This window comes from Actinoalloteichus hymeniacidonis (assembly GCF_014203365.1).
Lineage (GTDB): Bacteria > Actinomycetota > Actinomycetes > Mycobacteriales > Pseudonocardiaceae > Actinoalloteichus_A > Actinoalloteichus_A hymeniacidonis.
The window spans coordinates 1,033,013-1,058,263 of record NZ_JACHIS010000001.1 but is presented as its reverse complement, the minus strand read 5'-3'; the positions used below and the strand labels follow the sequence as shown (position 1 = coordinate 1,058,263).

Annotated in this window: 29 protein-coding genes; 9 read left to right on the top strand and 20 right to left on the bottom strand. The window is 67.6% G+C overall.

The features are described from left to right. Positions 1-89: 89 nt before the first annotated feature. From BKA25_RS04855 to BKA25_RS04810, 10 genes are all read right to left on the bottom strand, one after another. Positions 90-716 (bottom strand): DUF3558 domain-containing protein, encoded by a 627-nt coding sequence (locus BKA25_RS04855; RefSeq protein WP_084643348.1) that lies wholly within the window; start codon positions 714-716, stop codon positions 90-92. A 469-nt stretch (positions 717-1,185) separates the two neighbouring features. Further along, positions 1,186-2,163: a bifunctional DNA-formamidopyrimidine glycosylase/DNA-(apurinic or apyrimidinic site) lyase gene (mutM, locus tag BKA25_RS04850; protein WP_069854020.1), complete on the bottom strand. Its 978-nt coding sequence runs from the start codon at positions 2,161-2,163 to the stop codon at positions 1,186-1,188. 68 nt (positions 2,164-2,231) lie between these two features. Further along, positions 2,232-3,008: a ribonuclease III gene (rnc, locus tag BKA25_RS04845; protein ID WP_084643349.1), complete on the bottom strand. Its 777-nt coding sequence runs from the start codon at positions 3,006-3,008 to the stop codon at positions 2,232-2,234. A 17-nt stretch (positions 3,009-3,025) separates the two neighbouring features. Then, entirely contained in the window at positions 3,026-3,208 is a 183-nt protein-coding gene (rpmF, locus tag BKA25_RS04840) for a 50S ribosomal protein L32 (RefSeq protein WP_084643350.1), read from the bottom strand. A gap of 2 nt (positions 3,209-3,210) precedes the next feature. Continuing rightward, positions 3,211-3,816, bottom strand: coding sequence for a YceD family protein (locus BKA25_RS04835; RefSeq protein WP_069851775.1), 606 nt, complete (start codon positions 3,814-3,816; stop codon positions 3,211-3,213). Between the two features lie 127 nt (positions 3,817-3,943). After that, the gene (locus tag BKA25_RS04830) at positions 3,944-4,675 is read right to left on the bottom strand and encodes a DivIVA domain-containing protein (protein ID WP_069851777.1); all 732 of its coding nucleotides are present in this window, start codon (positions 4,673-4,675) and stop codon (positions 3,944-3,946) included. Between the two features lie 119 nt (positions 4,676-4,794). Next, the gene (locus BKA25_RS04825; protein ID WP_069854021.1) at positions 4,795-5,217 is read right to left on the bottom strand and encodes a guanyl-specific ribonuclease; all 423 of its coding nucleotides are present in this window, start codon (positions 5,215-5,217) and stop codon (positions 4,795-4,797) included. 103 nt (positions 5,218-5,320) lie between these two features. After that, positions 5,321-5,809: a pantetheine-phosphate adenylyltransferase gene (gene coaD, locus BKA25_RS04820; RefSeq protein WP_069851778.1), complete on the bottom strand. Its 489-nt coding sequence runs from the start codon at positions 5,807-5,809 to the stop codon at positions 5,321-5,323. Between the two features lie 99 nt (positions 5,810-5,908). Next, on the bottom strand, positions 5,909-6,466 hold the full coding sequence (gene rsmD / locus BKA25_RS04815) for a 16S rRNA (guanine(966)-N(2))-methyltransferase RsmD (protein WP_069854022.1): 558 nt from the start codon (positions 6,464-6,466) through the stop codon (positions 5,909-5,911). A gap of 67 nt (positions 6,467-6,533) precedes the next feature. Next, positions 6,534-7,259 carry an SDR family NAD(P)-dependent oxidoreductase gene (locus tag BKA25_RS04810; RefSeq protein ID WP_069851780.1) on the bottom strand — a complete coding sequence of 242 codons (726 nt, stop codon included), beginning with the start codon at positions 7,257-7,259 and terminating at the stop codon, positions 6,534-6,536. 47 nt (positions 7,260-7,306) lie between these two features. On the opposite strand from BKA25_RS04810, the gene BKA25_RS04805 reads away from it, so the two are divergent. Beyond that, the gene (locus tag BKA25_RS04805) at positions 7,307-7,843 is read left to right on the top strand and encodes a MarR family winged helix-turn-helix transcriptional regulator (protein WP_069851781.1); all 537 of its coding nucleotides are present in this window, start codon (positions 7,307-7,309) and stop codon (positions 7,841-7,843) included. Positions 7,844-7,914: 71 nt separating this feature from the next. On the opposite strand, the gene BKA25_RS04800 is transcribed toward BKA25_RS04805, so the two are convergent. Then, a complete protein-coding gene (locus BKA25_RS04800; protein ID WP_069851783.1) occupies positions 7,915-11,292 on the bottom strand; it encodes a pyruvate carboxylase in 3,378 nt (1,125 codons plus the stop codon). Positions 11,293-11,780: 488 nt separating this feature from the next. On the opposite strand from BKA25_RS04800, the gene BKA25_RS04795 reads away from it, so the two are divergent. Beyond that, positions 11,781-12,131, top strand: coding sequence for a hypothetical protein (locus BKA25_RS04795; protein WP_157421247.1), 351 nt, complete (start codon positions 11,781-11,783; stop codon positions 12,129-12,131). Between the two features lie 20 nt (positions 12,132-12,151). Here BKA25_RS04795 and BKA25_RS04790 read toward each other — a convergent pair whose 3' ends face one another. From BKA25_RS04790 to BKA25_RS04760, 7 genes are all read right to left on the bottom strand, one after another. Beyond that, positions 12,152-12,490 (bottom strand): immunity protein CdiI family protein, encoded by a 339-nt coding sequence (locus BKA25_RS04790; protein ID WP_069851788.1) that lies wholly within the window; start codon positions 12,488-12,490, stop codon positions 12,152-12,154. A gap of 129 nt (positions 12,491-12,619) precedes the next feature. Then, positions 12,620-12,964: an immunity protein CdiI family protein gene (locus BKA25_RS04785; protein ID WP_069851790.1), complete on the bottom strand. Its 345-nt coding sequence runs from the start codon at positions 12,962-12,964 to the stop codon at positions 12,620-12,622. Next, on the bottom strand, positions 12,961-13,740 hold the full coding sequence (locus tag BKA25_RS04780; protein ID WP_157421248.1) for a hypothetical protein: 780 nt from the start codon (positions 13,738-13,740) through the stop codon (positions 12,961-12,963). Before BKA25_RS04780 ends, BKA25_RS04785 begins: the two co-directional genes overlap by 4 nt. Before the next feature lie 26 nt (positions 13,741-13,766). Then, positions 13,767-14,366, bottom strand: coding sequence for a hypothetical protein (locus BKA25_RS04775; RefSeq protein WP_069851792.1), 600 nt, complete (start codon positions 14,364-14,366; stop codon positions 13,767-13,769). Between the two features lie 94 nt (positions 14,367-14,460). Further along, on the bottom strand, positions 14,461-14,706 hold the full coding sequence (locus tag BKA25_RS04770; RefSeq protein WP_069851793.1) for a hypothetical protein: 246 nt from the start codon (positions 14,704-14,706) through the stop codon (positions 14,461-14,463). Beyond that, the gene (locus BKA25_RS04765; RefSeq protein ID WP_157421249.1) at positions 14,706-15,173 is read right to left on the bottom strand and encodes a hypothetical protein; all 468 of its coding nucleotides are present in this window, start codon (positions 15,171-15,173) and stop codon (positions 14,706-14,708) included. The genes BKA25_RS04770 and BKA25_RS04765 overlap by 1 nt, the downstream gene beginning before the upstream one ends. Beyond that, positions 15,170-15,406, bottom strand: coding sequence for a hypothetical protein (locus BKA25_RS04760; protein ID WP_069851797.1), 237 nt, complete (start codon positions 15,404-15,406; stop codon positions 15,170-15,172). The genes BKA25_RS04765 and BKA25_RS04760 overlap by 4 nt, the downstream gene beginning before the upstream one ends. A 227-nt stretch (positions 15,407-15,633) precedes the next feature. Between BKA25_RS04760 and BKA25_RS04755 the strand changes: the two genes are divergently transcribed. The 5 genes from BKA25_RS04755 to BKA25_RS04735 all read left to right on the top strand — a co-directional run bounded on the left by BKA25_RS04755 (position 15,634) and on the right by BKA25_RS04735 (position 21,283). Beyond that, a complete protein-coding gene (locus BKA25_RS04755) occupies positions 15,634-16,425 on the top strand; it encodes a GntR family transcriptional regulator (protein WP_069851799.1) in 792 nt (263 codons plus the stop codon). Positions 16,426-16,428: 3 nt separating this feature from the next. Then, complete coding sequence (locus BKA25_RS04750) at positions 16,429-17,310, top strand: DMT family transporter (RefSeq protein WP_069851800.1); 882 nt, start codon at positions 16,429-16,431, stop codon at positions 17,308-17,310. A 97-nt stretch (positions 17,311-17,407) separates the two neighbouring features. Then, positions 17,408-18,703 carry a GrpB family protein gene (locus BKA25_RS04745; protein ID WP_069851802.1) on the top strand — a complete coding sequence of 432 codons (1,296 nt, stop codon included), beginning with the start codon at positions 17,408-17,410 and terminating at the stop codon, positions 18,701-18,703. Between the two features lie 130 nt (positions 18,704-18,833). After that, positions 18,834-19,487, top strand: coding sequence for a GNAT family N-acetyltransferase (locus BKA25_RS04740; RefSeq protein WP_084643352.1), 654 nt, complete (start codon positions 18,834-18,836; stop codon positions 19,485-19,487). After that, positions 19,484-21,283: an IucA/IucC family protein gene (locus tag BKA25_RS04735; RefSeq protein WP_069851803.1), complete on the top strand. Its 1,800-nt coding sequence runs from the start codon at positions 19,484-19,486 to the stop codon at positions 21,281-21,283. The genes BKA25_RS04740 and BKA25_RS04735 overlap by 4 nt, the downstream gene beginning before the upstream one ends. A gap of 55 nt (positions 21,284-21,338) precedes the next feature. Here BKA25_RS04735 and BKA25_RS04730 read toward each other — a convergent pair whose 3' ends face one another. After that, entirely contained in the window at positions 21,339-22,004 is a 666-nt protein-coding gene (locus BKA25_RS04730; RefSeq protein WP_069851805.1) for a GntR family transcriptional regulator, read from the bottom strand. A gap of 56 nt (positions 22,005-22,060) precedes the next feature. Further along, positions 22,061-23,566, bottom strand: a complete 1,506-nt coding sequence (tcuA, locus tag BKA25_RS04725; RefSeq protein WP_069851807.1) for an FAD-dependent tricarballylate dehydrogenase TcuA — start codon at positions 23,564-23,566, stop codon at positions 22,061-22,063. A gap of 116 nt (positions 23,567-23,682) precedes the next feature. On the opposite strand from tcuA, the gene BKA25_RS04720 reads away from it, so the two are divergent. Beyond that, positions 23,683-24,720 (top strand): tripartite tricarboxylate transporter substrate binding protein, encoded by a 1,038-nt coding sequence (locus tag BKA25_RS04720; protein ID WP_069851808.1) that lies wholly within the window; start codon positions 23,683-23,685, stop codon positions 24,718-24,720. 5 nt (positions 24,721-24,725) lie between these two features. Next, on the top strand, positions 24,726-25,247 hold the full coding sequence (locus tag BKA25_RS04715; RefSeq protein ID WP_069851810.1) for a tripartite tricarboxylate transporter TctB family protein: 522 nt from the start codon (positions 24,726-24,728) through the stop codon (positions 25,245-25,247). The last annotated feature ends 4 nt before the right edge of the window (positions 25,248-25,251 follow it).

Genomic DNA, 25,251 nt, shown 5'->3' with positions numbered 1-25,251 from the left:
GGGGTCGAAATGCGAACCATTCAAAGGATGGGATGTCAACCAGACCAAAGGCTGCTTCCCATTGAATTCAGGTCCGTCACGATTCCCCCTTATGCCTCGCCGGGAATATTTGACAGGGCCAGCTCTGCCACTTTCTCGGCCTTCATACAAAGATCCTCTTCGACGCCCGCGGCGCGCTGCGCGAGTATGTTCAAGTATTGACTATCGGAAAGGCCGACATAGATCCCGCAGGAGAACTCGTCAGCGCCGCCCGCAGTTGCTTGAACGGCTGGATGTCCTGCTATTTCGAGTGGGCGAAAATCTGGGTACTCAGATTCCAGACGGTAGATTTCCTCTAAGCCATCTCGCTCCGTGTCCGTGTAGAGCACTACCCCTCCGGTGTTCTCCCCTGCTGGCAGCCATCGGCATGGCTCGTAGTCTGTGCCAGCCGCCGCTTCCTCGGGACTTCCTTCGGGCTCCAGCCCGAAACCGGAAGCATCATCTGCTGTGAGAAGAGCGCAGCTTTCTACGCCGGTACTGTCTTTACGGGATGACACCGGCGGCGCCAACGAGTCCGATATCTGCGGATCGGCAGAAGGCAACTCACTAGCCGATGCACTAGTTTCATCAGTGTTTCCACCAGAGGATCCATCGTCTATTGCAGAGCACGCACTGATAGTGAGGACTGTTGCCAAGCTGACGGACGCTAACGACAAGGGATTAAATTTCACTGCCATGCGTCTTGATTCTCCTCTTAGAGGGCTAAATTTTCGCGATACACCATTCTTGTGCGGCTTTGATCATATCAGGCCGCCTCGAATTGATGTACCCGCACTACTCTTCAATCATAGTCAGTCTCGCTTTTTATATCTGCCAGACAGATTTCTTCACTGGAGGCGAACTCTAGTCTTCACAATCTTGCCATGGTTCTGGCGAGCGAAGCTGCGGTCAATTAGAATCCCGCACCTGACGATGTCGAGTGGGTTGATCTTACGAACGAGATCGGCTCGCGGGCAAGGATCTTGGTCGCCATAGGCGTGCGGACGGAATAAGACCGCTCAACCAGGCGACGGGCCCGATGAGTAGTGGATTCACCCGGATCAACCGAACCTACAGACCGAAGCGCGTGGGCCACCGGCTGAAGCATCGAAGCGCGCATAGCCGCCGAAAAGCGACCGCGCCGCAGTCCGGGAACCCGGCGCGCCGTCAGTGATGCGCGTCGACGGGTTCCGGCTGGCAGCCGGGACAGGAGAATGCAGAACGGTTCATGAAGGCGTCGCGCCGCACCGGGCTGCCACACCTCGGGCAGGGCAGGCCCTCTTGGCCATACACCGCCAGCGAGCGATCGAAGTACCCGGACTGCCCGTTGACGTTCACATACAGGGCGTCGAAGGAGGTGCCGCCCTCTTTCAGAGCCTCCCGCATCACGTCGGTCGCCGCGTCCAGCAGTTCGGCCGCCTTCGCCGGGGGCAGGGTGGCCGTCGGGGCCGCCCAGTGCAGCCGGGCCCGCCACAGGGCCTCGTCCGCGTAGATGTTGCCGACGCCGGAGAGCAGGGATTGATCGAGTAACGCCCGTTTGACGCCCGTGCGCCGCCTGCCCATCGCCTTGATGACGGCCTTGGCGTCGAACTTCGGATCCAGCGGGTCCCTGCCGATGTGCGCGACCGGTGTCGGCAGCGCAACGCCGTCGACGATCACCAGGTCGGTCAGGGTCAGGCCGCCGAAGGTGCGTTGATCGACGAACCGCAATTCTCCGGCGGCGTCGTCGAAGCGGAAGCGGACCCGCAGGTGCTTCTCGTCCGGGGAACCGGTCTCCTTGACCAGCAGTTGGCCGCTCATCCCGAGGTGCACGAGTAGCGCGGCGCTGTCGGCGACCGCCTCCTCGGTGGCGTCCGCCGAGGCCACGGCACCCGAGTCCGGCGGCTGCGACGCCGTCGACGAGGCGGCACCGACCAGCTCCGAGCCCACCGTCGACGTGGTCGTCAGTTCCAGCCAGAGGTACTTCCCTCGGCGGCGGGCGGCGGTCAGGGTGGCGCCGCGCAACCGATCCGCGAAGTCCTGCGGCCCCGGTTCGTGCCTACGCACCGCCCGGGGATGCAGGACCTCCACCTCGGAGATCGTTCGACCGATAGCGTGATCGAGTAGACCGCGACGGACGACCTCGACCTCGGGAAGCTCTGGCACGACTTGGTCTCTCGCCTTCACCTGCGGGCGGGCTCAGATCGGGCCTGCCCGCCGACTGTGCCTCGTCCTCAGCCCTTGTCCTGGGTGGTGGAACCCTCGGCCTCGCCGATCTCCTCGGTTGCCGTCCGCAGTTGCTCGGACAACTGCCGCCAAGCCGTCTCGGCCGAGCGCTGCTCGGCCTCCTTCTTGGTGCGGCCGACTCCGGTGCCCATGCCCTGCCCACCGACCAACACCGTGGCGGTGAACTCCTTACGGTGATCCGGGCCTTCCTCGGACACACGGTACTCGGGAACGCCGAGACCAGCGGCTGCGGTGAGTTCCTGGAGACTGGTCTTCCAGTCGAGCCCGGCGCCACGCAGCGGCGCCTCGGCGAGCAGCCCGTCGAACATCCGGTGCACGGTCCGACGAGCCGTCTCCACCCCGTGTTGGAGGTAGACGGCGCCGATGACGGCCTCGAGTCCGTCCGCGAGGATGCTCTCCTTGTCACGCCCGCCGGTCAGCTCCTCGCCCTTGCCCAGCAGCAGGTGGGCGCCGAGCCCGCCTTCGCCGAGGTCTCGGGCGACCCCGGCCAGGGCGTGCATGTTGACCACGCTGGCTCGGAGCTTCGCGAGCTGGCCCTCCGGCAGGTCGGGGTGCTGTTGGTAGAGGTGATCGGTGACCACCAGACCGAGCACCGCGTCGCCGAGGAACTCCAGCCGCTCGTTGGGCGGCAGACCGCCGTTCTCATACGCATAGGACCGGTGCGTCAACGCAAGGTCCAGCAGCTCGGCGCCGATTTCGACGCCGAGCGCGGTCAGCAATGCGGAATGATCTCTAGATCGTCCCTTGGAACCGTGTGCTCCCACGAAGCCGTGCTTCGAGATCAGGCCGGTCGAGCGACCTGGCGGCCGTCGTAGGTGCCGCAGCTCGGGCAGATGACGTGGGACAGCTTGGGCTCACGGCAGTTGCGGTTCGGGCAGGCCACCAGGCTCGGCGCCGAGGCCTTCCACTGCGAGCGACGGGAGCGCGTGTTGGAGCGCGACATCTTGCGCTTCGGGACTGCCACGGCTAGTTCTCCTCAGATTTGTCAGGGGTGTTACTGGGGTCACTGGGGTCACCGAACCGCTCGCGGAGGGCAGCCCAACGGGGATCCATGGTCTCATGGCTATGACCGGGGCCGAGTTCGGCCCACTTCCCACCGCACTCCACGCACAGGCCGGCGCAATCCGGTGCGCACAGTGGCGAGGAGGGCAGTGCCAGCAGCACGGCATCCCGAACCACCGGTTCGAGATCGATCAGCTCCTCGACCACCCGAGGCATCTCGTCCTCCTCGGTGGTCTCGTCCGTTGCGCTCTCCGGATAGGCGAACAGCTCGGTGATCTCGACCTCGACCTCGTCGAGGATCGGTTCGAGACAACGCGAGCACTCGCCCTCGAGTGGTGCCGTGGCGGTTCCCGCCACCAACACTCCCTCGACCACGGAGTCGAGCCGGATGTCCAGGACGACCTCGCCCTGATCCGGGACCTTGACCAGGTCGAGCCCGAGCCGCGTGGTCGGCGGCAGGTTGCGGTGATAACGACGGCTGGCGCCCGCACGTCGGCCGAGCTCGCGGGTATCGATCACCCACGGCCCGGACGGAACGGGGCGCGCGTCGGAAGACGTTTTGGGGGGCATAGGACATCAACGATCTGTCAGGGTGAAGTGGAAAAGGTCCAACCGAAACAGGCTACGCGACGAAGGGCCGCCAGAGGAAATCCGTCCGACCTCGCCCGATGCTCGGTCCTAGGCGATGTGGGGCCGCTCAGCCAGGCATGCTGGAGCGCTGGTCCCACTCGCTGTAGTCGAAGGCGGTGCGTGAGGGCGCCCGCAGCTGCTGGCGGCCCTTGCCGACCGTCCGCAGGGTGCGGTCCAGCAGTTCTTCGAAATCGGCCAGCTTGGCGTCCACGTAGGCGTCGCACTCCGAACGAAGCCGCTCGGCCTCGACACCGGCCGCGTCGACGATCCTGGTCGATTCACCGTGCGCAGCCTGGACCAGCTCGGCCTGCGAGACCAGTCGGGCCTGCTCGGCCTGGCCCTCCTCGACGGACTGGTCGTAGGAGGCCCGGCCCGCCTGGACCATGCGCTCCGCCTCGGCCCGCGCCCGCGCGACGAACTCCTCGTACTCGTGGTTGCCGGTCGTCACGACCCGGTCGGCCTCGGAGTGCGCCTCGGCGAGCATCCGATCGGCGTGCATCCTGGCGTCGGCGACCATCCGCTCGGCCTCGGCCCTGGCCTGCGCCATCAGCTGCTCGGCCTCGGCCCTGGCCTGTCCGACGGTCTGCTCGGCCTGTTCGGTGGCCTTGCCGACGACCTCGTCCCGGTGGTCCAGGACGTCCTGCGCGTCGTCCAGCTCACCAGGGAGGGCATCCCTGATGTCGTCGAGCAGTTCGAGTACGTCGCCGCGAGGAACGACGCACCCGGAGGTCATCGGAACACCCCGTGCGTCCTCGACGATCGTCACCAACTCGTCGAGCGACTCGAACACCCGGTACACGATTTCGACTCCTCGCAGCAGCGCGCCGTTCGGCTACGGCGTCAAGTCTGCCCTGCCCGCCGGATACCGTCAGGGATGTGGTCGCCAGTGCGCGTGTCCCACGCCTGGAGTCCCTGCGATCAGGATCGCACGTCCACCAGCCGGAAGCTCGCGTAGTGGTCACTGGTGTAAAAGAACTCACCGTCGCTTCCGGTGACGATGCGCCGCGCGCCCCGGTGATCGAGGCCCGGAGTCTCCACGGTGTACTCGTGGTAGTAGCCGGTCGAGCAGTCCGGCAGCAGGTCCTCCCGGTTCTGGAACACGGTGCCGTCCTGCGGATACGGGAACGGGCCGCCCGCCTCGATCAGGTCCACCGTGTCGGCGGCCTCGTTCGGCAGTGCGGAGAGATCGACCTCGGTATAGCCGGAGAGATCACCGCAGGCGGGCTGGGCCAGCGCCGTGGCGCCCGCCTCCGCGGCCGCCAATCCGGCGGCGTTCAGCGGCAGCAGCGCGAGAACGGAGAATAAGAGGGCGGCGATCGCTCGCCGAGTGGTGGTCGCCATGATCGTGACCATAGCGTGATCCAATGATCAACGGGGTGACTCTGCGGTGAATCGATCGCGGCAGAGCGTGATGGAACCGCGAGTCCGCCGCGATCTTCGGTAATCAGGCCGAGTTCAGTTCCGCCATCCGAGCCACAATGCGGTGCTCCACGGCAGCGGGCACCAGCGCCGACACATCGCCGCCGTAGGTCGCGATCTCCTTGACCAGGGAGCTGGCGAGGAAGCTGTAGACGGGGTTGGCCGCCATGAACAACGTCTCGACGCCGGAGAGCCGCTGGTTCATCTGCGCCATCTGCAACTCGTAGTCGAAGTCGCTGACGGCGCGCAGCCCCTTGACGATCGCCTGGATCTCGTGGGTCCGGCAGTAGTCGACCAGCAGCCCGTGCCAGGAATCCACCCGCACGTTCGGCCAGGCCGTCACGACCTCGCGCAACGTCTCCAAGCGTTCCTCGACCGTGAAGAGGCTCTTCTTGCTCTTGTTGATCAGGACGGCGACGACGACCTCGTCGAACTGGCCTGCCGCCCGCTCGATGATGTCGAGGTGCCCGTTGGTGACCGGGTCGTACGAGCCTGGATAGACGGCGCGTCTCATGAGCCGGGACGCTAGCAGTACCGCCTCGATCCGCCCTCGATCAACGCGTCGGCCGTGATCGGAGTCACGGCGCCTTTCTGATCTCGCGGGTCGAGCGGGCTAGTCGACGTGCTCGCCCCAGAACAGGACGGTGTCGCCGTAGCGCTTCTCGCGCAGCGCGGCCAGCGGCGCCCGCCAGCTGATGGCGCGGTCCCGGCGGGCTCGCTCCACCACCACCAGACTGCCGGGCTCGGTCCAGCCGTTGCCCGCGAGCCGGTCGAGGACCGCTTCGAGTCGATCAGTGGCCACGTCGTACGGCGGGTCCGCGATGACCAGGTCGAACGGTTCCTCGGCCGGGTCGTCGAGCACGGATTCGACGGTGCCCGCGCGCAGGATCGCGCCGGTGGGGCGCAGCTCCTCGATGTTGCGGCGCAGCACCAGTCCCGCCTTGCGGTCGGACTCGACGAACATCGCGGTCGCGGCGCCTCTCGACAGCGCCTCCAGCCCCAGGGCCCCGGAGCCCGCGTAGAGATCGAGAACCCGGAGCCCGTCCAGCTCCACCAGCGACTCCAGGGCGTTGAACAGCGCCTCGCGCACCCGCTCCGAGGTCGGCCGGGTGCCACGAGGGGGCACCGTGATCCGTCTGCCGCCCATGCTGCCCGCCACGATCCGAGTCACCCGGCCATCCTCGCTCATCCGGCGGACGGCTCCGCTCGCAGGCTCACGGCGTCGGCCGGGCCCTGGGTCAGCCGCCCAGGTGCGCACCGCCGTTGACGTGCAGCACCTGTCCGGTGACGTGTCGCGACGCGGGCGAGGCCAGGAAACCGACGACTGCGGCGACATCGACGGACAGCCCCGCCCGTTTGTTGGCCGTCCTGCCGATCAGCGTGGCGCGGCGCTGCTCCGAGAGTCGACCTCGGAAGAACTCGGTGTCCTCGGTGAGGCCGGGTGACACCACGTTCGCGGTGATGCCCGCGGCGCCCAGCGTGAAGGCCAACTCGGCGTTCCACGCCTCGACCCCGGCCTTGGCGGCGCCGTAGCCTGCCGCGCCGTACTGGGCCGCGATGGAGCCGATGGTGATCACTCGTCCGTCCTCGGCCAGGCTCGGCCGTAACCGCTCGGTGGTCAGCATCGCGCTGAGGAGGTTGGCGGTCAGGTTGGCCAGCCAGGAATCCCGCAGCCCGATGAGATCGCCGTCGGGGGCACGCTCTCGCCCGATGTCGGTGTTGCCGCCCGCGCTGTTCACCAGCACATCGACCCGTTCGGGGAATTCGGCGGCGGCCAGGGCGATCGGGTCGGCGACGTCCAGGGCAAGGGTGTCCACCGATGATCCCAGCTCGGCGGCGACCTCGGCGAGAGGCGCAGGCCGCCTGCCCACGATCAGGACCTGGAAATCCGCCTCGACCAGTTCTCGGGCGACGGCCTTGCCGATTCCGGTTCCGCCACCGGTGACGACGGCTGTGCGTTGCATGCGAACCTCAGTTCTTTAGGCCTAAAGATCTCGATTAGCCTAACACCATGACCGGTACCGACTCGACGGATCGAATCCAGCTCGCCTGGGCCAGGGAACGGCCGGGCACCCCGGTGGAATCCATCGGGGTCATCACGCGGCTCTGGCGGGTGGGCAAGTTGCTCGGCGACGAACGGCGCCGCACGCTGCACCGCATCGACATCGACCGGGCGACCCTCGATCTGCTCAGCACGCTGCGCAGGGCGGGGCCGCCCTACCGGCTCGCGCCGAGCGAACTGGCCAAGCGGAGCCTGATCAGCGCGGGTGCGATCACCCAGCGGGTCGCCAAGGCCGAGGAACAGGGGCTGGTGCTGGTCGAGCGGACCGAGTCAGGTCGACGCACGATCACCGTCGAGCCGACCTCGCAGGGCCATGCGCTCATCGAGCGCAGCGTCGACGACCTGCTGCGGCACGAGGAGTCGCTCATCGATCACCTGGACGTCGAGCAGCGGGCGCAGTTGGCCGAGCTGCTGCGGATCCTGCTGGCGGGGCTGCACGACAAGCTCGGTGTGGCCGAGGAGGGCGCCACCACCGACGCGGGCTGAGCCGTCGGGCGGCTGCCGCGAGCCGGGGGACGGACCGCGCCCGGTCCCCCGACCCGTTCGGCGGTGACTACTCAGCCCACTTCGATCAGTAGGTCGCCACCCTCGACCTGGGCGACCGAGCCGATCGCCAACCGCCGCACCGTGCCGCCCTTGGGTGCGGTGATCCCGGCCTCCATCTTCATGGCCTCGATGGTGGCGACGGTCTGCCCGGTCTCGACGGTGTCCCCCTCGGCGACCTGCACGGTGACCACCCCGGCGAAGGGCGCCGCGACGTGGCCGGGATTGCCCCGATCGGCCTTCTCCGCAGCAGGCACCGCCGAGGCGATCGACCGGTCCCGCACCTGAATGGGACGCAGCTGTCCGTTGAGGGTGGCCATCACGGTGCGCATGCCGCGCTCGTCGGCCTCGCCGATCGCCTCGACCGTGATGTACAGCCGGACGCCGCGCTCCAAGTCGACGGAGTACTCCTCCCCCGGACGCAGGCCGTAGAAGAAGTCCTTGCTGCGCAGCAGGCTGGTGTCGCCGAACTCCTCGTGGTGCGCGAGGAATTCCTTGGCCGGACCGGGGAACAGCAGCCGGTTGAGGGTGGCGCGGGTGTCCTCGGCGAGTCCGGTGTGGTCGGCTTCGGTGAGGGCCACGACCTCTCGGGGGCCGGATCGCCCGGACAGCGCCTTGGCCCGGAACGGCTCCGGCCAGCCGCCGGGCGGGTCGCCGAGTTCGCCGTGGAGGAACCCGATCACCGAGTCGGGGATGTCGAACCGTCCGGGGTCCGCCTCGAACTCGCCGGGATCGGCACCCGCTCCGACCAGGTGCAGTGCCAGATCGCCGACGACCTTCGAGGACGGCGTGACCTTGACGAGCCTACCGAGGATGGTGTCCGCGGCGGCGTAGGTCGACTCGATCTGCTCGAATCGGTCACCGAGGCCGAGAGCGATCGCCTGTTGCCGCAGGTTGGACAGCTGACCGCCGGGGATCTCGTGGCGGTATACCCGGCCGGTCGGTGAGGGCAGCGCCGATTCGAAGGGCTGGTAGATCCGGCGGACCGCCTCCCAGTACGGCTCCAGGTCGCAGACCGAGGCCAGGTTCAGCCCGGTGGCCTGCGGGGTGTGGTCGGTGGCGGCGACCACCGCCGACAGCGGCGGTTGCGAGGTGGTGCCCGCCATGGACGCGGCGGCACCGTCGACCGCATCCACCCCGGCGTGCACGGCGCTCAAATAGGTCGCGAGCTGGCCGCCGGGCGTGTCGTGGGTGTGCAGGTGCACGGGCAGGTCGAACTCCCGGCGCAGGGCGGTGATCAGCGCGGCGGCGGCCGGTGGACGCAGCAGACCCGCCATGTCCTTGACCGCGAGCACGTTCGCGCCTGCGGCCACGATCTGTTCGGCGAGCCGCAGGTAGTAGTCCAGGGTGTAGAGCTTCTCGCCGGGATCGGACAGGTCGGCCGTGTAGCACAGCGCCACCTCGGCGACGGCCTGGCCGGTCTCGCGGACGGCCTCGATCGCCGGGCGCATCTGCTCGACGTCGTTGAGCGCGTCGAAGATCCGGAAGATGTCGATGCCGGTCTTGGTGGCCTCGGTGACGAAGGCGCTGGTCACCTCGGCCGGGTAGGGCGTGTAGCCGACGGTGTTCCTGCCGCGCAGCAACATCTGGAGGCAGATGTTCGGCACGGCCTCGCGCAACGCGGCCAGCCGTTCCCACGGGTCCTCGGTGAGGAAGCGCAGCGCGACGTCGTAGGTGGCGCCGCCCCAGCACTCCAGCGAGAGCAGTTCCGGCGTCATCCGTGCCACATGCGGCGCGACCGCCAGCAGGTCCTTGGTGCGGACCCGGGTCGCCAACAAGGACTGGTGGGCGTCGCGGAAGGTCGTGTCGGTGACGCCGAGTGCCTTCTCGTTGCGCAGCCACGAGGCGAAGCCGACCGGGCCGAGTTCGAGGAGACGCTGCCGGGAACCGGCGGGCGGCGCGGTCTCCAGGTCGATGTCGGGCAGCTTGTAGATCGGGTCGAGGGTGCTGGGTCGGTCGCCGTGCGGGCGGTTCACCGTGACGTCGGCCAGGTAGGTCAGCAGCCGGGTACCCCGGTCGGCGGATTGGCGGGCGGTGAGCAGCTGGGGCCGTTCCTCGATGAACGACGTGGTGATGTGTCCGGCGGCGAACTGCGGGTCGTCGAGTACCGCCTGGAGGAACGGGATGTTGGTGGCCACGCCCCGGATCCGGAACTCGGCCAGCGCCCGCCGGGCCCGCGCGGTGGCGGTGGCGAAGTCGCGGCCCCGACAGGACAGCTTGACCAGCATCGAATCGAAGTGCGCGCTGATCCCGGTGCCCGCGAAGGTCGTACCACCGTCGAGCCGGATGCCCGCGCCGCCGGGCGAGCGGTAGGCGCTGATGGTGCCGGTGTCGGGGCGGAAGCCGTTGCTCGGGTCCTCGGTGGTGATGCGGCATTGGAGTGCTGCGCCACGCAAGGTGATGCCGTCCTGGGAGAGTCCGAGGTCGGCCAACGATTCGCCCGAGGCGATCCGCAGCTGCGATTGCACCAGGTCGACGTCGGTGACCTCCTCGGTCACGGTGTGCTCGACCTGAATGCGGGGGTTCATCTCGATGAAGACGTGGTTGCCGCGTTCGTCGACCAGGAACTCCACGGTGCCCGCGTTGACATAGCCGATCTGCCTGGCGAAGGCCACGGCGTCGGCGCAGATGCGTTCCCGCAGTTCGGGGGCCAGGTTGGGGGCGGGCGCGATCTCGATGACCTTCTGGTGCCGTCGCTGCACGGAGCAGTCGCGCTCGAAGAGGTGAATGGCGTGCCCGGTGCCGTCCGCGAGGATCTGGACCTCGATGTGCCGGGGGTTGATCACGGCCTGTTCCAGGAAGACCGTGGGGTCGCCGAAGGCGGATTCGGCCTCGCGCATCGCGGCTTCCGCAGCATCTCGCAGGTCGGCGGCGTGCTCCACCCGGCGCATCCCGCGCCCGCCGCCGCCCGCGACGGCCTTGACGAACACGGGGAAGGTGATGCCTTCGGAGGCCGCCACCAGCTCGTCGATGTCGGCGGTGGGCGGAACCGAGGCCAGCACGGGCAGTCCGGCCTCCCGGGCCGCAGCCACGGCGCGGGCCTTGTTACCAGCGAGTTCGAGGATGTCGTGCCTGGGGCCGACGAAGGTGATGCCCGCCTCGGCGCAGGCCTTGGCGAGTTCGGGATTCTCGGAGAGGAAGCCGTAACCAGGATACACGGCGTCGGCACCCGCCCGGCGCGCGGCGGCGACGATCTCGGTGACCGACAGGTAGGCGCGCACCGGATGTCCGGGTTCGCCGATCTCGTATGCCTCGTCGGCTTTGAGCCGATGCACCGAGTTCCGATCTTCGTGGGGGAAGACCGCGACCGTGCCCGCGCCCAGTTCGTAGGCGGCACGGAATGCGCGAATGGCGATCTCGCCTCGGTTGGCGACAAGGACCTTTCGGAACATGGTGACTCCCTTCCGACCAGCGAATTCTCGCTGTCGGGGACCGTACCGGCATCATCTCGCCGATCGGGAGGACTCTCCGAGCACTCGAACGGTCTACTTTTCGCCTATCGGAAGAAAACGCGCTGTTCTTCTCTCGTTGATGTGATCGACATCTCCGCCTTGGTCATACTGAGTGGTTCTCGTCTGCCCGGGGGCGTGCTATGGGGCAGGGTCTGCGCGCGTGGCGGCGCGGACGGGCGACCCGGCAAGATTGTTCTTAGTTGCCGCCTGCCCGCGCCCAGGAGGTTCCGGAGTCGATGAAGACCACGAACCGATCATGGCGCGGTCTCGGGATTGCGCTACTCGCAGTCGTCCTGACGAGTTGCGCCGGCCAGGGAGAACAGACCTGGGGTCCAGCGCCTATCGACGGTCTTGACTTCGATGGATCCACCGTTCTGCGGCCGGAGGATCCGAACCTTCCATCCGCCTCGGCCGAGGAGCTGCCCAGCGTGTCGGCCCGGAGCGACGATCCTCCCGAGGGCGTCGCGGCCATGCCCTGGGAGCTGATCGCAATCGGCGACGACGGCCGTAGCGCCGTGATCCGCTATCTCCCGACGATTGCCTGCTATCAGGAAGCGGGGGTCTGGGCGCGTTATGACCACGATCGCGTCCTGCTGGCCCCACTCGCCGAGGACGGACGATCGAACACAGCATGTTCCTTGGCCGCGCAGGAGCCGAACACCGTGGTGGTCGAGTTCTCCGAAGACTTAGCCGGACGGGATCTCCGATCGCTTCCCATCGACGACAAGCTCACCGAGTGGCTCGATCAACGCTGTTGCCCGCCGACCACCGTGGCATGACCACCGTCCTTTTCAGCTCGTCAGAACACACAGGTGCCCTCGGGGATGGTGCCGTCGGCACGGTAGACGACGCTTTTGACCATGGTCGACTCCTGCTTGAGTCGGGCGGCCAGTTCTTTACCCCGCTGAATCCAGGCCTTTTTCGCTTCCGGCGTGGGGAATGCCGATTCGCGCGCGTCGATCGGGTCCAAGATGTCTTGGTATTCATCGTCCCAGGCAGCAAGATCGCGGGCGAGGTCGTCACCGAGCATCAGAAGCTCGGCGGCCTCATCGACGGGGTGCTGGTGCATGGGGTCGTCCGGGGTTTTGAACCACACGGGATAGCCAGACCACCCAGCGTGCAAGGTCACGTTGTACATCCGTTGCGCTTCCTCCCCCTCTCTGTCAGTGACTTTAGGAGCCGGGCGCGGGCAAGTCCTTTTCGTGTGGAGGGCGCCGGGCGCATCGTGTCGGAGTGCTAGACGAGCCCAGCAGACACAGCGGTCGGGTCAGAACACGCAGGTCCCACGAGGTATGGTCCCGTCGCCGAGGTACTCGACACGGGCGACTGCCGGGGATTCCTGTTTGATCCGTGCGGCGAGTTCCTTCCCGTTCGCCAGCCAGGCTTGCTCCGCTTGCGGGGTCGGAAACCGGGACTCGCGCGCATCGGCACGGTTGAGGATTCCCTGGAACTCGGCTTTCCAGGCGGCTAGTTCACGAGTCAGGTCGGCGCTGAGAGCCAGCAGCTCAGCCGTCTCGTCGATCGAGTGCTGAAGCATCGGGCTCGTGGAAGTGGAGAACCAGACTGCCTCTGCATCCCAGTTGGCATGCAGGATGACGTGATATCCGGTCATCGCTCGTTCCTCTCCTTGTGTGGTCGAAGTACCTTGTCCAGCGACATCGGATGAGCACCGACGATGTAACCGTTGTCCGAGACCGTGATGGCGACCCGACGGGTATCGCCGTCGATCTCCACTTCGTACACAGGCCGATCCTCGCCGATATAGCCGACCAGACGTCCACGGTCGAGCGCGGCCGAGATCAGGTCCGGCACACGCTCGCCAGCTGTCCCACAGGATTCGAACTCTTCCCGTTTAGTGCCAGCGAGAATGTGCGCGAGTCCTGCCCACCGGCCGCCGTGTTCAAGCCATACGATGCGGCCGGTCCGGAGGCGTTGCATGAAGACGATTCGTTCCGGGCTGACTTTCGTTCCGTTGCGGCGTAGTTCCGCGATTTGCTCGGCGTAACGGATCGCTGGATCGGGGTGCTGGTCGGTGTGGCGGGCCAGGGTTGTGGCTGGTGTCGGCCCGGAAACTGTGTCGGTGGCGGTCAACGCCACGAGCGGGGCAGGTTCGCTGCCGATGCCGTGCCCCGCGATCTCGTGGCAGTAGCCGTTAATGAGGTCTTGGGTTTGGGTGAATAAGTCGCGGGCTGCACGGACGTCCTGTCCAGACCGTGCAGCTAGCCGGTTGATCTGCGAAACCTCCGGCTGAGTCGATCCGGTGGTGGCGGTGGCGAACACGGTTGCGCCGTCGGTGATCGCCGCCTCGGCCTGGGCCGCCGCTCGCCGAGCTTCCGTCAGCAGGGCATGGGCCCGGCGCAGCTGGGCGACCACATCGGTAACCGACACGACACATCCCCTCACTGTTAGTGACTTCAGGATGCCGGATGCGGGCAAGCCCTTTTCGCTTGGAGGGCGCCGGGCGCATCGTGGCGGAGCGCAGGACGAGCGCGTGGTGTGGTGCAGGGCGCTCGGCCGCGATGGCAGTGCCGGGCATGGTCGGATAACGAGCGCAACAGGCACAGCGTGCAGGGGACGCCGTCGCCTGCGTTGACTCTGTAAACGGGTTCTTCCATGCCGAACACCGCGCCGCAGAGGGCGACCAGCGGTGTCGGCGCAGCAGTCGCGGCCCCGATCTCCACGATGTGCACCGGCACAGCGCCCGTGCGCCGAAGGAGGATCCGAGGAACCTGCTCCGCGCCGAGGTTCACCCCTTCCGGTGGCGTCCACAGCACCGCCTGACAGTCCGCGCAGTCGGCGACCTGGGTGGCCGGGATACCGGGCAGCACCTCGGCAGGCGGCGGGCCGAGGATCAGCGCAGCGCCGCAGAGGGCGGTGACCTGGTCGCCGTCGACGGGTATCGGATCAGCGGTGAAGACCGCGATCTGATGGCGGTCCAGGAACAAACCCGCCACCGGACGCGCCAACTGCTCCACCAACAACGACTCGGTGGCGGTCTCCCGCTCGCCGCTCATCGCCGGTTTCCGATGAGCGCCCGGATATACGGCCGGATCCGAGCGGCCCGCATCCGATGCACGATCGGAACGACCTTGAACGTCGTGAGGGTCCTCATCGGACGACCGCCAAGCGGCGCCGACGAGACGCGGTCGGTTTCCGCGTTGCGGCGAGGCAGTCGGGGCAACGATGGTCGTCGTAGTAGGGCACCGCGACCGGGCGTCGATTAAGGGCGGTGAACAGCGTGGTCGCGTCGCAGATCGGGCGGATATGCGCGCGGCCGTCGGTGGTCCAGTGTTCGGTCTCGGCGCGATGGGTGTCGCCATCGCCGACGGCACGAACGAACCAGGGTCCGTTCATCAGGCACCGCCGAGGGCGCTAGCCGCAGCCGGGGTGGCAGCTTCGGCGTTCCACGGTTGTTCGGCAGCCAGGGTGTGGGCGTGTTTGAGTGCCCAACTGAGTTCGGGGATCCGGTCGGCATGGATCGACCAGCTGCCCAGCGACCCGAAGCGGTTGACGATGGTGAGAACGGCGCTGTCGTCGCCGGGATCGACGACGGTGAACTCGCGTTCTTCGAGCCCGGTGCCGAAGGCGGGGACGGTCACCGCGTGGCGCAGGCGGTACCGCAGACCGCCGATCACTTCGAGGGCCGCACCTGCGGTGATGGCGGCGAAGACAGATTTGTGTCCGGGGCGGTGGCCCTCGATCAGCACGTGGCCACGAGACCGGTTGCACCCGATCTCCACCCACGTCGACCGGGCGGGCTGACCCGAGGCGAGGGCGGGAACCCATTCCGCCCAGTTCGACGGATCACGAAAAGACCTCATGAAGAAACCTTCCAGCTGTTGACGAGTAGAGGTGCGCCGCCGGAGGACCGGGCCTCGGCGGCGCAGCGCGCAAGGATCGACGCGACCGACACCGAACCGGCGTGGGCGCGGGTGCGATGGGCCTTGACCCGACGAGGACGCGGGGTCCGATAACCCCGGACCGTCATCGGCAGGCCAGCGGCGAACAGCGCAACTGCGGCGGAGATCAACGGGTGCACGACGGTCGCCGACACATCCGGCGAGCATGAATCGGCAGCTCACCACCACGGAGAGCAGGCCCATGTTCAGCAGGCCAGCAGCGCCGATCACTGCGGGGGGCTGCCGTAAGCAGGCCTAGAACAGTCCACGTCAGGTGCATATTAACTCCAACTGGCTTGAGCCACTTCTGGCTTAAGCCAGTGAAGCAGGTCTCCCGCTCTGGGTCAAAGAACTGGCTTGAACCAGTTGTAGGCTCACCGGTATGGATGACGGGCAGGCCGATGCACGCACGGCGAGCAAGCAACTCCCGAGCCGCCGCATCGCCGACGCGGTCCGGGCCTCGATCGTCGACGGCGAACTGAACCCCGGCGACAAACTTCCTTCGGAACGCGAATTGGCCGCGCGGTTCGGCACTGCCCGTAACACCGCTCGCGAAGCTGTTCGCCTACTGGCCGACGAGGGACTGGTCTCAGCAAGGCACGGCAAAGGCGTTTTTGTACGCGAACAGCAACGACTGTTCCGATGGGGCCATGAGCGATATTCGAAGAAGGTCTATCGAGAGACCGGGCTCACTCCATTCCGTTTGGAAATGCATCGCCAAGGCAAGAGCGCCCGCATCGATTGCGTGGCCATCGATCGCATCACTCCACCGGCTGACGTGGCTGAACATCTCAAGGCCGACATCAGCGACCAGTCGGTTATCCGCAGGAAGAACCTCTACTACGCCGACGACGAGCCAGTCCAGGTTGTGATCACCTACATTCGGTGGGAGGACGCAGCGGGCACCTTGCTACTCGAACCTAAGACCGGACCCGGTGGTATCTATGGAAGGTTGGAAGACGCGGGCTATTACATGGCTAGCGGTCAGGATCAAATCGTGGCCAGGATGCCCAGTCACGACGAAGCTTCCTTCCTTCAACTTCCTCCTAGCACTCCGGTCCTAGAAGTCCTGCATACGAGCTACGACCAAAATGGCGAGCCCTTCGAGGTTTCGCGATTCGTCCATCGCGGCGACCGCACCGGACTCCACTACACCTTCGCCGTGGACGATTAACCCGTGACCGGACGAACGCGCGGGACAGTCCTGTTGGCCGTCCTCGCACTGGCCTGGGGTTCGAACTTCCTCTGGATCAAGATCGCTCTGGAAGGATTCGACCCCATCACGTTGACCTTCGGTCGACTCGTCTTGGGCGCGCTCGTCCTGTTCGCCATCGTCGGTGTGCGACGGGAGCGGCTACCCCGCGATGCCGCGACCTGGGGGCATCTCGCCGTCGCCGCCCTGCTGGCCAACGCCGCGCCCTATCTACTGTTCGCGGTCGGGGAGACCCGAGTGGACTCCGGCATCGCCGGAGCGCTCAACGCCACCACCCCGCTCTGGACCTTGTTATTGGCGTCGGCGCTGCGTACGCAGAACCGGCCGACCACGGCCCAAGCCGCCGGCTTCCTTCTCGGCTTCCTCGGTTGTCTGCTCGTCTTCCAGCCGTGGACGACCAACGGTATCGACCTCGTAGGCGCGCTGATCTGCCTGGCCGCCGCGTTCTCCTATGCGTTGAGCTACCTCTACATCGGCCGTCACCTCGCACCCCGCGAGCTCTCGCCGGTCGCGTTGTCGGCCGGTCAACTCCTCGCCGCAGCCGCCTTGCTGGCCCTGGCGCTGCCTTTCGGTGATCCCGAGACCACCACCTTCACGGCCCCCGCCATCACGGCCCTGCTCGTACTCGGCGTTCTCGGCACCGGACTCGCCTACATCGTCAACTACGCCCTCATCCGGACCGACGGAGCGCCACAGGCCTCCCTGGTCTCCTACCTGCTTCCCGCCATAGCCGTCGTACTCGGCGCGTTGTTCCTCGGCGAACCTTTGACCGCGACGCTCATCGGCGTCGTCGTGATCCTGTTCGGAGTCGCCGTGTCTCGGCGACAAGCCCGTCCGTCCGGTTGACCGTCCCCATCGTCGTCCCATGGCCACAAAACCCGTCGCCCGCACCCGGGCGCGCTTGTTACGTTGTAGGACTGCCTTGAGGAAGGACCAAGGGGTCATGCCACCGCAAGAACGCGCCCACTACTCCGACGACGACATCCGCTCGGCCTGGGTCGACGAGCCGCCGCAGCTGAATTCCACCGTCACTCTCGCCGACTACGATCCGGCCTGGCCCGAACTGTTCCAGCGGGAGGCCGAGCGGATCCGCACCGTGCTCGGCGAGCAGGTCCGTCAGCTCGAACACGTCGGGTCGACCTCCGTGCCCGGTCTGTGTGCCAAGCCCATCATCGACATTCTGTTGGTGGTGCCCGATTCCTCGGACGAGCCCGGTTATCTCGCCGCATTGGAGGCGGCGGGTTATCGGCTGGTCATCCGGGAGCCTGAACAGGACGAGCACCGCGCGTTGAAGGGCCCGGACACCAACATCAATCTGCACGTCTACTCGCCCGGCTCCGTCGAGATCGAGCACTATCTCCGGTTTCGCGACCGGCTGCGCGACCATGATTCCGAGCGGGACCGCTATGCGGCGGTCAAGCGGGAGTTGGCGGCCAGAACGTGGAAGTACATCCAGCACTACGCCGATGCCAAGAACGAGATCGTCGACGAGATCATGGCGCGCGCCGAGGCGGCCGAAGCGAGCGCAACACCCGTGGCCTATGACGAGTTCGCCGAACGCTACGCCGATCATTCGGCGACCAACCCGTTCCAGAAGCTCTACGATCGGCCCGCGATCCTGAACCTGGCGGGGGAGGTCGCCGGACTGCGGGTGCTCGACGCCGGATGCGCGGCCGGGTATCTCGCCGCCGAGCTGGCCCGGCGCGGCGCGCGGGTCACCGGGATCGACGCGAGCGAGCAGTTGTTGGCGATCGCACGCGAGCGAAACTCGGTCGACGACTCGGTGGTCTACCGGCATGCCGATCTCGCCGAGCCCCTCGAGTTCCTCGCCGACGACTCCGTCGACCTGATCACCGCGTCGCTGGTCCTGCACTACCTGCGCGATTGGGCGCCGACGCTGGCCGAGTTCCGGCGGGTGCTGCGACCCGGCGGCGCCGTCGTGCTCTCGGTGCACCATCCCGAGGACTGGCATTGGTTCGAGGGCACGCGGTATTTCGAGACCGAACTCCTGACCGACGAATGGTCGATGGGCGATGCTGGTACGCCGCAACGGGTCCAGTTCTATCGGCGACCGCTGAGCGCGACCTTCGCGGCGGTGCGGGCGGCGGGTTTCACCGTCGACGAACTCGCCGAGCCACAACCGCTGCCGGAATGCGAGACGACGGACCCGGGAGCCTTCGCGATGCTCACCGGCGGCCCTCGGTTCCTCTACTTGAGATTGATCAGTCCGGCGTCGTAGCCGGTGGCGGCGGGCGCCACCTGCTGTGACGAAGCGCGGTCTTGACAGTAGTCATTTAGGCAAGGCTAGCCTACCTCGTGTCGGTCACCCGATCGTGACCGAATCGACGCGAGGAGAGGACGAGAGCCGCATGCCGTCGCGCAGCGCCGAACCACTGGACGCGCAGACCACCGACCTCGACGACGTACTCCGGGCGGCGCCAGACCCGCGCCGCCCGGAAGCACCGCAACCGAAGAGAGTCGACGATCGACTCGGCACGTTCGCCTTACGCCCGGTCGATGCGGTCGCCGACGCACCCCTGCTGCACGGTTGGCTCACGCATCCGAAATCGGTGTTCTGGCAGCTCGGCCACGCCACCGTCGAGCAGATCCGCGCCGAGTTCAGCGCCATCGCCGATGCGACGGACCGCGAGGCGCTACTCGGCCTATACGAGGGCCGCCCGCTCTTCCTCATGGAGCGTTACGACCCTCGGACCGAACTCGGCGACCACTACCCGGCGCAGGCCGGGGACATCGGCATGCACTTCCTCGTCGCCCCCGCCGAGGGCCCGCCGATCCACGGCCTCACCACCTCGGTACTGACCACGATCATGGATTCCTTGTTCGCCGATCCGAGCGTTCGCCGCATCGTCGTCGAACCGGATGTCCGTAACACCCAGGTCCAGGTGCTCAACGCGGCCGTGGGTTTCGGCGTGTTGAAGACCATCACGCTGCCGACCAAGCAAGCCGCGCTGAGCATCTGCACCCGCGCCGGCTATCAGGCAGCCCGCGGAGGACGTCGATGAATCCCCAGGACATGGTCGGCCACCTCACCCCGCAGCTGTGGGCGCAGGCCAATCGCCATCTGGTGCGCAAGGCGCTCGCCGAGTTCGCCCACGAACGGCTGCTGAACCCGCAGGCGCTCTCCGACGGCAGCTGGCAGGTCCTCGCCGACGATTCGCGCACCGCCTATACCTTCACGGCCCGTCGCTTCGGCTTGGACCACTGGCAGCTCGACGCGGCGAGCATCACCCGGCGGCGCGACGACGTCGAGCTTCCGGTGGATGCGATCGAGTTCGTGCTGGATCTACGCGCGTCGCTGGAACTCGACGAGCAGACGCTGCCCGTCTATCTGGAGGAGATCAACGCCACCCTGGCCGCCCGCGCACTGGCGCTGTCCCGGCCCGCGCCCACGGCGGCCGAATTGGCCGTCGCCGACTTCCAGACGATCGAGACCGGGATGAGCGAGGGACACCCGTGCTTCGTCGCCAACGGCGGCCGAATCGGTTTCGATGTCGTGGAACAACGTCGCCACGCACCGGAATCCGGCGTGCCGGTGCGGCTGATCTGGGTCGCCGCACGCCGAGATAGATCCACCTTCACCAGCGCCGTCGATCTCGACTACGACACGCTGATGCGCGGCGAGCTGTCGCAGGCGCTTCGCGATCGCTTCGCGGGCACGCTCGCCGTGGTGGGCCTGACCCTCGACGACGTCCGTCTCATCCCGGTGCACCCGTGGCAGTGGTGGAACCGGCTCTCGGTGACCTTCGCGGGCGAGATCGCCAGACAAGACCTGATCTGCCTGGGCGAAGGAGAGGACTCCTACCTGGCGCAGCAGTCGATCCGCACCTTCTTCAACATCAGCGAACCGACTCGGCACTACGTCAAGACCGCGCTCTCGGTGGTCAACATGGGTTTCGTCCGGGGGCTGTCCGCCGAGTACATGCGGGTGACACCCGCGATCAACGACTGGCTGAGTGAGCTGTTCGCGGGCGATGACACGCTGCGGGCCAACGGGGTCGGGCTGCTTCGCGAGCGGGCCGCCATCGGCTATCACCACCGGCAGTACGAGGCGGGATCGCCGAAGGGGTCGATCTATCGGAAGATGCTCGCCGCGCTCTGGCGGGAGAGCCCGGCCGCCACCCTGGCACCGGGCGAGCGGACCGCGACGATGGCCTCGCTACTGCATGTCGACCGCGACGGCCGTTCGCTGGTCGGCGCGTTGATCGCCGGGTCGGGCCAGGAGGGCCCGTCCTGGCTGCGGTCTTATCTGGACGCCTACCTGGTGCCGCTGCTGCACTGCTTCTACGCCTACGACCTGGTGTTCATGCCGCACGGCGAGAACATCATCCTGGTGCTCGACGAGCGCGGCATCGTCCGCCGAGTGCTGCTGAAGGACCTCGCCGAAGAGGTCGTGGTCATGAGCAACGACACGCCCCTTCCCGCCGACGCGGAACGCATTCGCGCCGAGGTGCCCGAACAGCTGCGCGCGCTGTCGCTGTTCACCGACGTCTTCGACTGTTTCTTTCGGTTCCTGGTACCCATCCTGGTGAGCGAGGACCTGGTGTCCGAGGAAGAGTTCTGGGCCGTGGTGGCCGATTGTGTGCTCGACTATCAGAAATCCACGCCAGCCCTGGCGGACCGCTTCGCCCGGTATGACCTGTTCGTGGACCGCTTCGCCCTGTCGTGTCTGAACCGACTGCAACTGCGCAACAGCAAGCAGATGGTCGATCTCACCGATCCCGCCGGGTCGTTGCGGCTGGTGGGCGAACTGACCAATCCACTGGCCTGCCACGCCAGGGCGGCGCTGCCCGCGCGGTGAGCAAGGGCGCGGGCGAGCTCGCCGCCCGCGCCCCCCGCTTTCGATTCCGACGCCGTCAGCGATGACCGGCGGCGTCCCGTAGCAACGCCATCCTGATCTCCCGCGCGGTACTCATGTGCGCGGCGCCGATCTGGCGGGCGAGCGCGGTATCCCGGTCTCGGATCGCCTCGATGAGCCGTTCGTGCTCGTCCAGCGCTGCCGACCAACGATCGCCGACCGACAGGGTCGACCTCGGCACGTGCACGAGGTGGATGTTGAGTCGGCCGAGTAGGTCCGAGAGCACCGGGTTGTGTGCGGCTTGCCAGAGCGCGGCGTGGAATTCGAGGTTGGTCCGGATCCTGGTGCCGTCGTCCGGGTCGACCAGCGCACGATCCCGCGCCAACAGGCCTTCCAGGCTCAGCAGATCGGCCACGGTGCGGGCCTGCGCCGCCTGCCCGGCTGCCTCCGCCTCCAACAGGATGCGCATGTCGTAGACCTGCACGACCTCCTGGGGGTCGACGGCCCGCACCTGGATGCCTCGGCCCTGCGAGATGACGAGTCGATCCTGCTCCAGCCTGCGCAACGCCTCCCGGACCGGGGTGCGGGAAACGCTGAACCGGGTAGCGAGATTCACCTCGCGTAGCGGGGTTCCCGGTGGCAGGACGCCCGCGAGGATCTCGTCGCGCAGCCCGGTGTACACCGTCTGCGCATCGGTTCGCCCCGTTCCACCGGTGGTCGTCATCAACGCTGTCCACTCTCATCTCTTCGCGCAGGCCGCGCGTCCGCCACCGTCGGTGCTCAGGCCAGTGTCCCAGCACGTCGGCCGAAGACCGCTCCGGCGGTGAGTCCCGACCCGCCCGGATAGTTGCCGCTGAACAATCCGCCCAGCATCTCGCCGCAGACCAGCAGACCGGGCAGCGGCACGCCGTCCTGATCGAGCACCCGACCGTGGACGTCGGCGTGCAGCCCACCGAAGGTGAAGGTGATTCCGCAGGTCACTGGGAAGGCGTAGTACGGGGCATTCTCCAGCGGGATGGCCCAGTGCGATTTCGGCGGTTCGATCCTGGCGGCCCGCCCGTCCTTGACCGCCAGGTCGAGGGGGACGCTGCGGTCGATGCTCGCGTTGAAGTCGGCGACCGTGCGCGCCAGCTGCGCCGGGTCGACGCCCATCAGTCCGGCGAGTTCCTCGATGGTGTTCGCCGTGACCACCGAGGCGCCCGGCATGTCGTATTCCTCGGCGCGCAGCCGGGGCCGCGTGGTGGCGTCGAAGAGTTGGAAGGCGAGGCCCTCGGGCTGGGCGAGAATGTCGGCGCCGTACTTGGCGTAGGTGTAGTTGCGGAAGTCGGCGCCCTCGTCGATGAACCGCGCGCCCAACTTGTTGACCACGATGCCCAGTGGATAACCGCCCCTGGTCAGCTGGTTGGTGAACTCGCGATTGCCCTCGTTCTCCGGGAACCAGGCGTCCCAGGCGACGCTGTGGCAGGTGGCGAAGTCGCCGTGGGTGGCCGCGCCGACGGCGATCGCGGCGGTGAGCAGGTCACCGGTGTTCAGCGGGGTGCCCCGCACCTTCGCCGCCTGCCAGCCCGCGCCGAGGTGCTTCCGGCGCAGTTCCGGGTCGGCCTGGAAGCCGCCTGCGGCGAGTACCACCGATTCGGCGTGGGTCGTGCCTTCTCGTCCCGCCGCGTCGGTCCAGGTCACGCCGGTGATGGCGCCGTGGGAGCTGACGAGCTCGCGGACTCGGATGCCGTAGCGGATCTCGATGCCCGCCTGCTCGGCCGCGCGGGTGTGCTGTTCGATCAATCCCTTGCCGCCGCCGACGCTGCCGACGGCGAGCCCGCCCCAGAACACCTGCCTGCCCTGCGGATCGGAGTAGGCCTGCCTCTCGTACATCAGGCGGTAGCGCAGGCCTTTGCCGTGCAGCCAACGCAGCGTGTCGAGGCTGTCTCGGCAGAGCACCTCGGTGAGGGCGGGATCGTTGCGGCCCGAGGTCACCGTGGCCATGTCGGCGGCGAACTCCTCGGCCGAATAGGGCGGCAGGACCGAGATCGCGTGGCGCTCATCGGGTTCCAGCAGGTCGGCGACGTCGGCCAGCCCGTGGTGGGCGATGCGCACGGCGCCCGCCGTGTAGTAGCTGTTGCCGCCCGCCTGGTCGGGTAGGCCCTTCTCCAGCAGGACCACGCGGCGGCCTCGCTCGGCGGCGGCGTGGGCGGCGCTGAAGCCCGCGTTGCCCCCGCCGACCACGATGACGTCGAACTCCTCGGTCGGCGCGGCGTCGTGGGCAGCGGCCGATGATCCCTGCGGCATTGGTCCTCCCGGTGCTTGTTCCCTCACTGCACATCAATGTATACAAGTGTCGACAATCGCGACGATGCGGTTGTGCCGCCCGTGAGGCGACTCGACGTAGGAGCGAGGGCGTTGGCATGGAGCAACGAGGCTCGACGACGACAACACCGCAGGCCCGGCGGCGTTGGACCAGGTGGCTGCCCGCCGTGGTGGCGGTCGTGGCGACGGTGACGGTGGTCGCCACCGCACCCGCCGAGGAAGGCGGCGCCGTCGGCACGGCCCGCGAAGTGCTCGGCGATCGACAACTACGACTGATGGCCCCTGCCGAACCCGGCGGCGGCTGGGACCAGACCTCCCGCGAGATGCAGGGCGCCCTGCGGGACCTGGTCGGCCGCGCCGAGGTCTACAACGTGGGCGGCGCGGGCGGCACCATCGGACTCAGCCAGTTCGTGCGACTCGGCGCCGACCCGACGCAGCTCATGACCACCGGACTGATCATGATCGGCGCGATCGAGACCAACGACTCCCCGAACTCGCTGGCCGACACGACCCCGCTGGTCCGGCTCACCACCGACTACCAGGTGGTCGTCGTGCCCGCCGACTCCCCCATCGCCGACACGGCCGACCTCGTCACCGCGATGCAGGAGGACCTGCCCAGCGTGTCGATCTCCGGCGGTTCGGCGGGCGGCGTCGAACAGATCCTCGCCGGGATGATCGCCGGTGAGGTGGGCGCCGACCCGGCCGAGGTCTCCTACGTCGCACACTCCGGCGGCGGCGAAGCACTCACCACGCTGCTCTCGGGGCGCGCAACGGCAGGCATCTCCGGACTGTCCGAGATCATGCCGCAGATCGAGGCGGGCACCGTCCGGGCGCTGGCCGTGTCCAGCCCGGAACGTCTGCCGTCGCTGCCCGAGGTGCCGACGCTGCGCGACGAGGGCCTGGACATCGAATTGGAGAACTGGCGCGGCGTGGTCGCGCCTGCGGGCATCTCCGAGGACGAGGAACGCGCCCTGGAGGAACTGCTGGTGGACATGACACAGACCGAGGCCTGGCAGGACGCCCTGGAACGCCGAGGCTGGGGCGACGCCACCCTCGCGGGCCCGGAGTTCGACGAGTTCGTCCGCACCGAACGGGAACGCGTGGCCGTGGTGCTCGACGAGATCGGGCTGGGGTGAGCCGGATGACCGACCCCGAACCGCAGGCGGGCCCGCCCGCCGAACGCCCGGCTCCGAGCGGCTCCGACCGGCGCACCGTGCTGGCCACCGGCGCGTTCGGTGCCCTGATGGTGCTGGCCGCAGCCCTGGTGATCATCGACGCGATCCGGCTCCCCGAGACCAACGCGGTCGTCGGGCCTGCCGTCGTGCCACTACCGATCGGCATCCTGCTCGGCCTGGTGGGCGCGATCCTGCTCGGACAGTCCGTCCTGCGGCTGCGCACCGCGCCCGCCGGAGTCCAATGGCAGCCGAAGGCCCTGCTGCGGCTGGCGGGCATGGTCACCGCGCTGGTGGCCTTCGCGGTGCTGCTGCCGTTCCTCGGCTACGTCGTGACCTCGGCGGGCCTGTTCGTGGCCGCCGCGATGTTGCTCGGCGCCACCCACCTCGGCCGGATGATCGCCTACGGCTGGGCGCTCGCCGCGATCGTCTTCCTTGTCTTCGACCGGCTGATCGGGCTCACCCTGCCGACCGGCCCCTGGGGGTTCTGAGGAT

Bases quoted from the DNA above. Each gene is read 5' to 3' on its own strand.
- BKA25_RS04855 (WP_084643348.1), bottom strand. From the start codon at position 716: ATGGCAGTGAAATTTAATCCCTTGTCGTTAGCGTCCGTCAGCTTGGCA.
- BKA25_RS04835 (WP_069851775.1), bottom strand. From the start codon at position 3,816: ATGCCCCCCAAAACGTCTTCCGACGCGCGCCCCGTTCCGTCCGGGCCG.
- BKA25_RS04825 (WP_069854021.1), bottom strand. From the start codon at position 5,217: ATGGCGACCACCACTCGGCGAGCGATCGCCGCCCTCTTATTCTCCGTT.
- coaD (WP_069851778.1), bottom strand. From the start codon at position 5,809: ATGAGACGCGCCGTCTATCCAGGCTCGTACGACCCGGTCACCAACGGG.
- BKA25_RS04810 (WP_069851780.1), bottom strand. From the start codon at position 7,259: ATGCAACGCACAGCCGTCGTCACCGGTGGCGGAACCGGAATCGGCAAG.
- BKA25_RS04805 (WP_069851781.1), top strand. From the start codon at position 7,307: ATGACCGGTACCGACTCGACGGATCGAATCCAGCTCGCCTGGGCCAGG.
- BKA25_RS04800 (WP_069851783.1), bottom strand. From the start codon at position 11,292: ATGTTCCGAAAGGTCCTTGTCGCCAACCGAGGCGAGATCGCCATTCGC.
- BKA25_RS04790 (WP_069851788.1), bottom strand. From the start codon at position 12,490: ATGTACAACGTGACCTTGCACGCTGGGTGGTCTGGCTATCCCGTGTGG.
- BKA25_RS04785 (WP_069851790.1), bottom strand. From the start codon at position 12,964: ATGACCGGATATCACGTCATCCTGCATGCCAACTGGGATGCAGAGGCA.
- BKA25_RS04775 (WP_069851792.1), bottom strand. From the start codon at position 14,366: ATGAGCGGCGAGCGGGAGACCGCCACCGAGTCGTTGTTGGTGGAGCAG.
- BKA25_RS04770 (WP_069851793.1), bottom strand. From the start codon at position 14,706: ATGAACGGACCCTGGTTCGTTCGTGCCGTCGGCGATGGCGACACCCAT.
- BKA25_RS04765 (WP_157421249.1), bottom strand. From the start codon at position 15,173: ATGAGGTCTTTTCGTGATCCGTCGAACTGGGCGGAATGGGTTCCCGCC.
- BKA25_RS04755 (WP_069851799.1), top strand. From the start codon at position 15,634: ATGGATGACGGGCAGGCCGATGCACGCACGGCGAGCAAGCAACTCCCG.
- BKA25_RS04745 (WP_069851802.1), top strand. From the start codon at position 17,408: ATGCCACCGCAAGAACGCGCCCACTACTCCGACGACGACATCCGCTCG.
- BKA25_RS04740 (WP_084643352.1), top strand. From the start codon at position 18,834: ATGCCGTCGCGCAGCGCCGAACCACTGGACGCGCAGACCACCGACCTC.
- BKA25_RS04735 (WP_069851803.1), top strand. From the start codon at position 19,484: ATGAATCCCCAGGACATGGTCGGCCACCTCACCCCGCAGCTGTGGGCG.
- BKA25_RS04730 (WP_069851805.1), bottom strand. From the start codon at position 22,004: ATGACGACCACCGGTGGAACGGGGCGAACCGATGCGCAGACGGTGTAC.
- tcuA (WP_069851807.1), bottom strand. From the start codon at position 23,566: ATGCCGCAGGGATCATCGGCCGCTGCCCACGACGCCGCGCCGACCGAG.
- BKA25_RS04720 (WP_069851808.1), top strand. From the start codon at position 23,683: ATGGAGCAACGAGGCTCGACGACGACAACACCGCAGGCCCGGCGGCGT.
- BKA25_RS04715 (WP_069851810.1), top strand. From the start codon at position 24,726: ATGACCGACCCCGAACCGCAGGCGGGCCCGCCCGCCGAACGCCCGGCT.